The organism is Saccharopolyspora sp. NPDC047091 (genome assembly GCF_040643635.1).
In the GTDB taxonomy this organism is placed as follows: Bacteria; Actinomycetota; Actinomycetes; order Mycobacteriales; family Pseudonocardiaceae; genus Saccharopolyspora_C.
Genome location: NZ_JBEYUS010000043.1, coordinates 43,369 through 53,913 on the forward strand (window position 1 = coordinate 43,369; position 10,545 = coordinate 53,913).

A 10,545-nucleotide genomic window follows, 5' to 3' on the forward strand; every position below is an offset into this window, starting at 1 on the left:
CGTGGCCGGGCTGCGCGACAAGGTCGCGATCATCACCGGTGCGGCGGGCGGGCAGGGCGCGGCCGCGGCGCGGCGCCTCGTCGCCGGCGGCGCGCGGGTGCTGCTCGGCGACGTCGCAGACGAGGCCGGTCGCGAGCTGGCCGCGGAACTCGGGGAGCACGCCCGGTTCCGGCACGTGGACGTCACCGACGAAGCCGACTGGGCCGGTGCCGTCGCGGCCGCCGAGGACGCGTTCGGGCCGGTCGACGTGCTGGTGAACAACGCGGGAGTGCTGCACCTGGCCCCGCTGGCCGAGACCGAGCCCGCCGACTTCGAACGCGTGGTGCGGATCAACCAGTTCGGCGCGTTCCTCGGCATGCGGGCGGTGCAGCGGTCGATGCCCGACGGCGGCTCCATCATCAACGTGTCCTCCGTGGAGGGACTGGCCGGGATGGCCGGTTCGATCGCCTACTCGGCGAGCAAGTTCGCGGTGCGCGGCATGACGAAGGTGGCCGCGCTGGAGCTCGGCCACCGCGGCATCCGGGTCAACTCGGTGCACCCCGGCGTGATCGACACGGCGATGGTGCGCGCGCAGGTGGGCGCCGCGCTGGACGACTTCGCCGCCGCCCGGCTCGCCCTCGGCCGCGTCGGACGACCCGACGAGGTCGCGAACCTGGTCGCGTTCCTCGCGAGCGACGACAGCTCCTACTGCACCGGCGCCGAATTCGTCGTGGACGGAGGTGCCACCGCAACGCATTCCCTGGCCCCGTGATCGGCCGAACCTCAGGTGGTGGAGCGATGGGTGTCGAAGTGGCGCGGCGCGGCCGCGCGAGCGGGGAGTCGCCGTGAACTCGCCCGGTTCCGGCCACCGCGTCCCGGCGAGCGCGGCCTTCGCCCAGGTCGGCAGGCTCGCCACGCTGTCCTGGGAAGTGCTGCGCGCCATGCCCCGGCGGCCGTTCCAGGTGCGGGAGTGGGTGCAGCAGGCGTGGCTGTTCGCGAGCGTCACCATCCTGCCGACCGCGCTGGTGGCCATCCCGTTCGGCGCGGTGATCGCCATGCAGCTCGGTTCGCTGACCCAGCAGATCGGCGCCCAGTCGTTCACCGGCGCCGCCAGCGCGCTGTCCATCCTGCAGCAGGCCAGCCCGCTGATCACCGCGCTGCTGGTGGCCGGGGCGGGCGGTTCGGCGGTGTGCGCGGACATCGGCGCCCGCACCATCCGCGAGGAGATCGACGCGATGGAGGTGCTCGGCGTCTCCGTCGTGCACCGGCTGATCGTGCCGCGCGTGCTCGGCGCCGTGTTCGTCGCGCTGCTGCTCAACGGGCTGGTGAGCGTGGTGGGCGTGGCCGGCGGCTACTTCTTCAACGTGGTGCTGCAGGGCGGCACGCCCGGGGCGTACCTGGCGAGCTTCAACGCGCTGGCGCAGCTGCCGGACCTCTACGTCAGCGAGTTCAAGGCGCTGCTCTACGGGTTCGTGGCCGGGGTGGTCGCCGCCTACCGGGGCCTGCACCCGGCCGGTGGGCCGAAGGGTGTCGGCGACGCGGTGAACCAGGCGGTCGTGATCACCTTCCTGCTGCTGTTCGCGATCAACCTGGTGATCACCGGGATCTACCTGCAACTCGTTCCGCCGAAGGAGTTGTGATGGTCGTGACCGAGCAGTACCTGCCGCCGCCGACGCCGTGGCGGCGCCGGTTCGCGCTGCTGTTCTCCCGTCCCGGCGACGCCCTCGCCGGGCTCGGGTGGCAGCTGGCGTTCTACCTGCGAGCCGTGGCGCTGGCGCCGCTGACGCTGCGCAAGTACCCGCGGGAGACGGGGCGGCTGCTGACCGAGGTGATGTTCGGCAGCGGTGCGCTGGCCGTCATCGGCGGCACGCTGGGCGTGATGATCGGGATGACGGTGTGCACCGGGGCGATCGTCGGCTTGCAGGGCTACTCCTCGCTGGACCAGCTCGGCACCTCCGCGCTGACCGGGTTCATCGCCGCCTACTTCGACACCCGCGAGGTCGCGCCGCTGTCGGCGGGGCTGGCGCTGTCGGCGACGGTCGGCTGCGGGTTCACCGCGCAGCTCGGCGCGATGCGCATCTCCGACGAGATCGACGCGCTCGAAGTGATGGGCGTGCGCACCGTGCCGTACCTGGTGACCAGCCGGGTGCTGGCCGGGCTCGCGGCGGTGATCCCGCTGTACGTGGTGGGGCTGCTCGGCTCCTACTTCGCGTCGCGGCAGATCACCGTGTGGTTCTACGGGCAGTCCGCGGGCACCTACGACCACTACTTCCACCTGTTCCTGCCGCCGCAGGACGTGCTGTGGTCGTTCGGGAAGGTGCTGGTGTTCAGCCTCGTGGTGATCTTGACGCACTGCTACTACGGGTACACCGCGCGCGGCGGGCCCGCGGGCGTGGGCATCGCGGTCGGGCGCGCGGTGCGCACCTCGATCGTGCTGGTGGCGGTGCTGGACTTCTTCCTGAGCCTGGCGATCTGGGGCTCCACCACGACCGTGCGGATCGCCGGATGAGGCGGCCGCGGCGGGACCGGCGCAGGCACCAGCTGCTCGGGCTGGTGTTCCTGCTGGTGTCCGCGCTGTTCTTCACCGGCATGATCGGCTTCTACCGGAAGTCGTTCACCCCCGTGGTGCCGGTCGTGCTGCACACCGACCGGGCGGGCAACGAGCTGCGCGCCGGTTCGGACGTCAAGGTGCGCGGCGTGCTCGTCGGCGAGGTGCGCGCGGTGCGGCCCGGACCGGACCGCGCCGAACTGGACCTCGCGCTGCGCCCCGAGATGGCCGAGCTGATCCCCGCCGACGCCACCGCGCGGCTGCTGCCGAAGACGCTGTTCGGGGAGCGCTACGTGTCCCTCGGCTACGCGGGCGGCGGCACCGGCCCGCACCTGGCGGCCGGAGACGTGATCGGACAGGACCGCAGTTCCGCCGCCATCGAGGTGGAGCGCGTCCTCGACGACCTGCTGCCACTGCTGCAAGCCGTGCAACCGCAGCAGCTCGCCGCCACGCTGAACGCGGTGTCGCAGGCGCTGGACGGGCGCGGTGCGCAGCTCGGGACCACGCTGCGCGACCTCGACGGCTACCTCGCCCGGTTCAACCCGTCGCTGCCGCGGCTGGGCACGGTGCTGGGCCGCGTCGACGACGTCGCCCGCACCTACCACGAGGCCGCCCCCGACCTGCTGCGCGCGATGCGCGACCTCACCACCACCAGCGGCACGATCGCGGAACGCCGCGATGCGTTCGAGCACGTCTGGAAGACCACCGCGGTCACCGCGGGGAACGCCACCCGGTTCCTGGACGCCAACGAGGACAACCTGATCCGGCTCGCGGCCGACTCGCGGTCCACAGTGGACCTGCTCGCCCGGTACGCGCCGCAGTACACCTGCGTGCTCGACCAGCTCACCCGCAGCATCCCCATCGCTGAACGGGCGTTCGGCAAGGGCGACGCGAATCCGATGCAGAAGGTCACCATCGAGATCACCGGCAGCCGCGGCGAGTACCTGCCCGGCGTCGACACGCCCCGCTACGAGGACACCCGCGGCCCGCGCTGCTACCCGTGGGTCGAACCGCCGGACCGCTTCCCGCAGTACCCGCCCGGCGGGCCGCTGCAGGACGGCTCCACGCACCCGCCACCGCCGCACGGGCCGGGGGAGCAGCAACCCGCCGCCACCAGCGCGCAGGCCGCCGACGGGCCGCTGGCGAACTCGCCCGCCGAACGCGACCTGGTCGCCGCGCTGCTCGCCCCCGACCTGCACCGCGCCCCGAGCGGCGTGCCGGAGTGGAGCAGCGTGCTCGTCGGACCCGTCTACCGGGGTGCGGAGGTGGTGCTGCGATGAGGCCGGGATTGGCCGCACCGCTGGTGAAGCTGGCGCTGTTCACCCTCGTCACCGGGCTGCTCACCGGGCTGCTCGCGATGACCATCGCCGCTTCCGACGTCGGCGGCGGCACCCGCTACGCCGCCGAGTTCGACGACGCCTCCGGGCTCGGCGAGGGCGACGAGGTGCGCATCGCCGGGGTCCGGGTCGGGCAGGTCACCTCGCTGGAGGTCGTCGACGGGCGCCGGGCACTGGCCCGCTTCCAGGTCGACGCGGCGCGGCGGTTGCCCGCCGACACGATCGCCACCGTCAAGTACCGCAACCTCGCCGGGCAGCGCTACCTCTCCCTCGACGCCGCCCTCGAACCCGACGAGCGGGTGCTGCCCGCCGACGCGGTGCTGCCCGTGGCCCAGACCCGGCCGGCGCTGAACCTCACCGCGCTGTTCAACGGGTTCCAGCCGCTGCTGCGCGCCCTCGAACCCGGCGACGTCAACCGGCTCTCCGGCGAACTCGTCCAGGTGCTGCAAGGGGAAGGCGGCACGGTGCAGAGCATCCTCGCGCACACCGCATCGCTGACCGGGACGCTCGCCGAGAAGGACCAGGTCATCGGGCAGGTCATCGACAACCTCAACGCCGTGCTCGCCCAGGTCGGCGCCCGTGGACCGGAACTCGCCGGGCTCGTCGACGCGCTGCAGCGCCTCGTCAGCGGTTTCGCCGCGCAACGCGAGCCGATCGGCGACGCCGTGAGCGCCCTCGACGAGCTCACCGGCACCACCGCCGGGCTGCTGCGCGACGCCCGCCCGCCGTTGCGCGAGGACGTCGCCGCGCTCGGCGACCTGTCGGCGAACCTCAACGCCGGGCTGCCGCAGCTGGAGCACGACCTGCGGACGCTGCCCGGACGGCTCGACTCGCTGACTCGCACCGTCGGCTACGGCAGCTGGTTCAACTTCTACCTGTGCCGCCTCACCGGAACCGTCGGCATCTCCGGGCTCGACGTGCGCGCCCAGGTGCTGCCGCTGCCCCCGACCCGGATGCCCGAGAGGTGCCGCCCATGAGCACCGCGCTGCGCGACCGCGACCAGGCCACCGTCGGCGTCCTCGCCCTCGGGCTGCTGACCGCCGTGGCGCTGCTGGCGTTCTTCGCGAACGACCTGCCGCTGCTCGGCGGCACCACCTACTCCGCTCGGTTCACCGAATCGGCCGGGCTCGACGCGGGCGACGACGTGGAGGTCGCCGGGGTGCGGGTCGGCGAGGTCACCGAGGTGCGGCTCGACGGGAACCGGGTGCTGGTGCGGTTCCGCGTCGAGGACGTGCCCGTCGGGGACCGCAGCACCGCGTCCATCCAGCTGAAAACCCTGCTGGGCGCGAAGAACCTGGCGTTGCGGCCGGACGGCGCGCACCCGCAGGACCCGAACCGCGTCATCCCCGACGCGCGCACCGAGGTGCCCTTCGACATCCCCGACGCCCTCGACCAGGTCGCCCGCAGCACCGGGCAGGTGGACACCGAGCAGCTCGCGCGCAGCTTCCAGGTGCTGTCCGAGAGCCTGCGCGGCGGCGAGCAGCACCTCGGCAGCGCCGTGGACGGGCTCGCCGCCCTGTCCCGCACCATCGCCTCCCGCGACGAGCAGCTCGCCGAACTGCTGCACCACGCCGCCGACGTCAGCGGCATCGCCGCCGACCGCGACGCGCAGGTCGCCCGGCTCGTCGGCGACGGGAACCTGCTGCTCGGCGAGCTCCAGCAGCGCCGCGACTCCCTCGCCTCGCTGCTGCGCGGCACCCAGGACCTGTCCGCGCAGCTGCGCGGGCTCATCGCCGACAACCAGCAGCGGCTGAACCCGGCGCTGCGCGAACTGCAGCAGGTCACCGCCATGCTGCAGCGCAACCAGGACCAGGTGGCGGCCACCATCGCCGCGTTGCGGCCCTACGTCACCGGGTTCAACAACACCGTCGGCAACGGGCGCTGGTTCGACGGCTACCTGTGCGGGCTCGTCCCGCCGACGGTCGACACCGGTCCGCTGCAGGTGAACCCGCACGGCTGCGACCTCCGGGGAGGTGGGCGATGAACCGGCGATCGATGACCGCGTTGCTGGCCTTCGGCTGCGTGCTGGTGCTGCTGATCAGCGGCGCGCTGTGGTGGGTGTTGCGCGACCCCGGCACCCGCATCACCGCCTACTTCGAGCGGGCCGTGGGCCTGTACCCGCAGTCCGCGGTGCGGGTGCTGGGGGTGGAGGTCGGCCACGTCGCCTCGGTGCGGCCCGACGGCGGCCGGGTGCGGGTGGAGCTGAGCGTGGACCGCGGGGTCCGCATCCCGGCCGCGGCCGGCGCGGTCGTGGTGGCGCCCAGCCTGGTCAGCGACCGGTACGTGCAGCTCACCCCCGCCTACGAAGGCGGACCGGAACTGGCCGCGGGCGCGGTGCTCGGCACCGACCGCACCATGATCCCCGCCGACCTCGACGACCTGTACCGCAGCGCCAACGCGCTCACCGAAGCCCTCGGGCCGGACGGCGCCAACCGGGACGGGGCGCTGTCGGACCTGCTCGGCACCGCCGCGGCGAACCTCGACGGCAACGGTGCCGCGTTGAACGAGACCGTGCGGCGGCTCGGCGAGCTGTCCGCCACCCTCGACGGCTCGCACGACGACCTGTTCGCGACCGTCGACCACCTCAACGAGTTCACCGCCACCCTCGCTGCCAACGACGCGCAGGTGCGGGACTTCCACACCCGGCTCGCCGATGTGGCCGGGTTCCTCGCCGACGAGCGGCAGCAGACCGCCGCCGCGCTGCACTCGCTGACGGGCGCGCTCACCGAGCTCGACGGGTTCGTGCGGGACAACCGGGATTCGGTGACCGCCAACGTCGACCAGCTCGCCGACGTGACCCGGGCGCTGGTGGAGCAGCGGGAGGCGCTCGGCGAAGTGCTCGACATCGCCCCGACCGGGATGAGCAACTTCATCAACGCCTACGACGCCGCCTCCGGCACCGTCGCGGTGCGCGCCAACATCAACGAGCTCACCTTCCCGCCGGTGCTGCTGGTGTGCAAGCTGCTGCAGACCTCCGCGCCCGCCCAGGTCCCGCCGGAGCTGGGGCGGACCTGCGCGGAGCTGGCCGGGGTGCTCGACGGCGTCCTCCCGCTGCCCTCGCCCGGCGAAGCGGTCGACCACCTGTCCCGCGGGGAGCTCCCGCCGCTGCCGCTCGGCCTCGGTGGCCCGTGATGCGCCGGGCGCTCGGGTGCTGCGCGCTGCTGCTGGTCACCGGTTGCGGCGCCCCGCTGCAGGACGCGCCGCTGCCGGGTGGCGCCGACCTGGGTGACCACCCGTACCAGGTGCGGGTGCGGTTCGCCGACGTCCTCGACCTGGTGCCGCAGGCCGGGGTGAAGGTCGACGACGTGCCCGTCGGCAAGGTCCGCGGCATCGGGCTCGCCCCGGACAACGCCACCGCGGTGGTCACCCTCGTGGTCAACGGGGACGTGCGGCTGCCCGCCAACGCCGAGGCGCGGCTGCGGCAGTCCAGCCTGCTGGGGGAGAAGTTCGTCGAACTCGCCCCACCGGCCGAACCCGCCCGCGACGCGCTGCGCGACGGCGCGGAGATCCCGCTGGAGCGCACCGACCGCAACCCGCAGGTCGAAGAGGTGCTCGGCGCGCTGTCGCTGCTGCTCAACGGCGGCGGGGTGGCGCAGCTCAACGGCATCGTCGAGGAACTCGACCGCGCGCTCGGCGGCAACGAGCCGCAGGTCCGCTCGCTCCTGTCCAGAGTGGACGAAGCGGTGTCCCGGCTGGACGCGCAGAAGCAGGACATCACCCGCGCCCTCGACGGGGTGAACCGGCTCTCCGCCGACCTGCGCGGACAGCTCGACGACCTCACCACCGGGCTGGACGGGCTCGAACCCGGGCTGCGCGTCCTGGAGCGGCAGCGCGGCGACCTGGTGCGGATGCTGCAGTCCCTCGACCGGTTCTCCCAGGTCGCGGTGCGCACCGCCGACGCGAGCCGGGACGACCTGGTCGCCGACCTCGAAGCGCTCGCGCCCACGCTGCGCGAACTCGCGAAGGCGGGCACCGACCTGCCGAAGGCCATCGGCTACCTGGCCAGCTACCCGTTCCCGGAGGACGCGATGGTGCCGCTCAAGGGGGATTTCGTGAACGTCGACGTGGACCTCGACCTGGACCTGACCAGCGTGCTCGGCAACCTGTCGAACAGCAGCGGGCCGCTGCTGCCGCTGCCGGGGATCTCCGACGGCTCCGGGGCACCGCTCCCGCTCGGGGGGCCGTGATGTTCGGCAGGGCCACGAAGATCCGGCTGGGGCTGTTCCTGCTCATCGCCGTCGTCGGCATCGGGTTCACCGGCGCCCGCTACGCGGGGCTGGACCGGTTGTTCGGGGCGGGCGGCTACGCCGTCGTGGTGGAGGTGCCCGACACCGGCGGGGTGTTCACCAACTCGGAGGTCACCTACCGGGGAGTGGCGGTCGGGCGGGTCACCGGGGTGCGGCTCACCGATGGCGGAGCGGCGCTGGACCTGCACGTCGACTCCGCCGCCCCGCCCATCCCCGCGAACGCGCGCGCCGCGGTGGCGAACCGCTCAGCGGTGGGGGAGCAGTACCTCGACCTGCGGCCCGACGACGAGCCCGGGCCGGTGCTGCGGGACGGATCGGTGATCCCCGCCGAGCGCGTCGAGCTGCCGCCCGCGCCGGAATCGCTGCTGCTGAACCTGGACCGGCTCGTCGCGGACGTGCCGCTGGACGCGCTGCGCACCGTCGTCGCGGAATCCGGCACCGCGTTGCAGGGCACCGGGCCGCACCTGCAGCGGATGCTGGACAGCACCGGGTCGCTCATCGCCGCCGCCGACCGGAACCTGCCGAGCACCACCGCGCTGCTGGCGAACTCCGACGTGGTGCTGCGCACCCAGCAGCGGCAATCCGGGCAGATCATCGAGTTCAGCCGCGGCCTGCGCCAGGTCGCCGAGCAGCTGCGCGCCTCCGACCCCGACCTGCGGCGGCTCGCCGACGTCGCGCCGCCCGCCGCCGAACAGCTCGACGGGCTGCTGCGCGACAGCGGCAGCGGGCTCGCCGCGACCACCGCGAACCTGCTCACCACCGTCCGGCTGCTCGACGTCCGCGGGCCCGCGCTGGAGAACGTGCTGGTGGCGATGCCGATGATGTCGGCGACCAGCCACAGCGCCCAGGACGGCGACGGGCGCGGCCACCTGGGCGTGGTGCTCAACTTCTTCAACCCGCTGGCCTGCGAGAAGGGCTACGAGGGCACCGAGCGGCGGCTCGGCGACGACACCACGCCGATCCCGGCGAACCCGGACATCCACTGCGCCGAACCACCGGACAGCCCCACCAACGTCCGCGGCTCCGCCAACGTCCCCCGCGCCCCGATCCCCGACGCGGTGCCGGTGCCCGCCGCCGAGCCGCCGCTGCCGTTCCCGCTGCCACCGCGGTGAACCGGCTTCCTCGCCAGGTGAGTGGCCCATTCGCCCAGCCTCGTCGGTCCGGTGGGCCACTCACCTCGAGCCCAGGGCGCCGGGGAGGGATTCGAGGCGGCGGCGGTGCTCGCGGGGCGTGCCGAACAGCTGCGCGGTGCCGTGGGCGCGTTTGAGGTGCAGATGCGCCTCGTGCTCCCAGGTGATGCCGATGCCGCCGTGCAGCTGGACGCCTTCGGCGGCCACGTCCCGGTAGGTCTCGCAGCACAGCGACTTCGCCATCGAGGCCCACGCGGACCCGCGCTCGTCGCGGGTGCCGACCGCCCAGCTCGCGGCGTACGAAAGCGAGCGGGCGGATTCCACCGCCACGTACAGGTCGGCCAGCCGGTGCTTGATCGCCTGGAACGAGCCGATCGGCCTGCCGAACTGCACGCGGGTCTGCACGTGGCCGACGATCTCGCCGAGCCACCGGTCCGCGGCACCGATGCACTCGGCGGCGAGCAGCACCGCCGCCGCGTCCCGGCAGCGCGCCAGCACCGGCCCGGCAGCCCCGGTCGGCCCGGCAACCCCGATCGGTCCGGCCGCCCTGATCGGTCCGGCCGCTCCGATCGGCACAGCGGGCGCCGCCGCCAGCTCCACCGCGCACAGCGGCCGCGTCGAGTCGACGGTCGGCTGCGGCAGCACCGCGACCGCCGCCGCGTCCACCTCGAACAGCGCGGGCCCGTCCGGGCTGGTCGCGACGACGAGGAACGCGTCCGCCCGGGCTCCGTCGAGCACGAAGCTCTTGCACCCGTCCAGCAGCCACCTCCCCGCGTCGAGCCGCGCGGTGGTGGCGAATCCCGCGTCCCGCCACGGGTTCTCCGGTTCGGCCCACGCCAGCGCCACCAGCCGCTCGGCGGCGGCGATGCCCGGTAGCAGCCGGTCGGCGGCCGCCGGATCGCCCGCGGCCAGCAGGGCTTCGACGGCGAGCGCGGTGCCGCCGACGAACGGGGACGGGACGAGCCTGCGCCCGAGTTCCTCGGCGACGAGGCAGCTCTCCACCAGGGTGGCGCCGCTGCCGCCGTGCTCCTCGGGGACGGTCAGCCCGGCGGCACCGATCTCCGCGCCGAGCCGCCGCCACAGCTCCGGATCGTGCCCGGCCGGCGCGGGCGCCGGCGGTGGCGCGGGCACGTGCGGCCCGCCGTCCCGGTCCAGCAGGGCGCGCACCGCCAGCCGGAGGCCCCACTGCTCCTCGGTGAACGCGAAGTGCACGAAATTCTCTCCTCTCGGCTTCCGCTGCACAGGTCTCGGGTGGCGGAACCTCAGCTGTTCCCTCGCTGCGGGATCGATTTCACCGGTGGCTC

General features: G+C 73.7%; 10 protein-coding genes. 9 read left to right on the forward strand and 1 reads right to left on the reverse strand.

The features are described from left to right. The first annotated feature begins 1 nt into the window (after position 1). The 9 genes from ABZ805_RS18905 (at position 2) to ABZ805_RS18945 (ending at position 9,223) form a co-directional block, all read left to right on the forward strand. Positions 2–751 (forward strand): glucose 1-dehydrogenase, encoded by a 750-nt coding sequence (locus tag ABZ805_RS18905; RefSeq protein WP_358441699.1) that lies wholly within the window; start codon positions 2–4, stop codon positions 749–751. A gap of 73 nt (positions 752–824) precedes the next feature. Next, positions 825–1,619 (forward strand): ABC transporter permease, encoded by a 795-nt coding sequence (locus ABZ805_RS18910; protein WP_358441702.1) that lies wholly within the window; start codon positions 825–827, stop codon positions 1,617–1,619. Continuing rightward, a complete protein-coding gene (locus tag ABZ805_RS18915) occupies positions 1,619–2,488 on the forward strand; it encodes an ABC transporter permease (protein WP_358441705.1) in 870 nt (289 codons plus the stop codon). The genes ABZ805_RS18910 and ABZ805_RS18915 overlap by 1 nt, the downstream gene beginning before the upstream one ends. Further along, positions 2,485–3,807 carry an MCE family protein gene (locus ABZ805_RS18920; protein WP_358441708.1) on the forward strand — a complete coding sequence of 441 codons (1,323 nt, stop codon included), beginning with the start codon at positions 2,485–2,487 and terminating at the stop codon, positions 3,805–3,807. The genes ABZ805_RS18915 and ABZ805_RS18920 overlap by 4 nt, the downstream gene beginning before the upstream one ends. After that, the gene (locus ABZ805_RS18925) at positions 3,804–4,841 is read left to right on the forward strand and encodes an MCE family protein (RefSeq protein ID WP_358441710.1); all 1,038 of its coding nucleotides are present in this window, start codon (positions 3,804–3,806) and stop codon (positions 4,839–4,841) included. The genes ABZ805_RS18920 and ABZ805_RS18925 overlap by 4 nt, the downstream gene beginning before the upstream one ends. Then, positions 4,838–5,848 (forward strand): MCE family protein, encoded by a 1,011-nt coding sequence (locus tag ABZ805_RS18930; protein ID WP_358441713.1) that lies wholly within the window; start codon positions 4,838–4,840, stop codon positions 5,846–5,848. The genes ABZ805_RS18925 and ABZ805_RS18930 overlap by 4 nt, the downstream gene beginning before the upstream one ends. Next, positions 5,845–6,996, forward strand: a complete 1,152-nt coding sequence (locus ABZ805_RS18935) for an MCE family protein (protein ID WP_358441716.1) — start codon at positions 5,845–5,847, stop codon at positions 6,994–6,996. The genes ABZ805_RS18930 and ABZ805_RS18935 overlap by 4 nt, the downstream gene beginning before the upstream one ends. Then, positions 6,996–8,051 carry an MCE family protein gene (locus ABZ805_RS18940; RefSeq protein ID WP_358441718.1) on the forward strand — a complete coding sequence of 352 codons (1,056 nt, stop codon included), beginning with the start codon at positions 6,996–6,998 and terminating at the stop codon, positions 8,049–8,051. Before ABZ805_RS18935 ends, ABZ805_RS18940 begins: the two co-directional genes overlap by 1 nt. Continuing rightward, entirely contained in the window at positions 8,051–9,223 is a 1,173-nt protein-coding gene (locus tag ABZ805_RS18945) for an MlaD family protein (protein ID WP_358441721.1), read from the forward strand. Before ABZ805_RS18940 ends, ABZ805_RS18945 begins: the two co-directional genes overlap by 1 nt. A gap of 60 nt (positions 9,224–9,283) precedes the next feature. On the opposite strand, the gene ABZ805_RS18950 is transcribed toward ABZ805_RS18945, so the two are convergent. Further along, entirely contained in the window at positions 9,284–10,453 is a 1,170-nt protein-coding gene (locus ABZ805_RS18950; RefSeq protein WP_358441724.1) for an acyl-CoA dehydrogenase family protein, read from the reverse strand. Positions 10,454–10,545 lie beyond the last annotated feature (92 nt).

Excerpts from the sequence above, each read along its gene's own strand:
- ABZ805_RS18925 (WP_358441710.1), top strand. The coding sequence starts at position 3,804 with ATGAGGCCGGGATTGGCCGCACCGCTGGTGAAGCTGGCGCTGTTCACC.
- ABZ805_RS18940 (WP_358441718.1), top strand. The coding sequence starts at position 6,996 with ATGCGCCGGGCGCTCGGGTGCTGCGCGCTGCTGCTGGTCACCGGTTGC.
- ABZ805_RS18935 (WP_358441716.1), top strand. The coding sequence starts at position 5,845 with ATGAACCGGCGATCGATGACCGCGTTGCTGGCCTTCGGCTGCGTGCTG.
- ABZ805_RS18920 (WP_358441708.1), top strand. The coding sequence starts at position 2,485 with ATGAGGCGGCCGCGGCGGGACCGGCGCAGGCACCAGCTGCTCGGGCTG.
- ABZ805_RS18930 (WP_358441713.1), top strand. The coding sequence starts at position 4,838 with ATGAGCACCGCGCTGCGCGACCGCGACCAGGCCACCGTCGGCGTCCTC.
- ABZ805_RS18945 (WP_358441721.1), top strand. The coding sequence starts at position 8,051 with ATGTTCGGCAGGGCCACGAAGATCCGGCTGGGGCTGTTCCTGCTCATC.
- ABZ805_RS18915 (WP_358441705.1), top strand. The coding sequence starts at position 1,619 with ATGGTCGTGACCGAGCAGTACCTGCCGCCGCCGACGCCGTGGCGGCGC.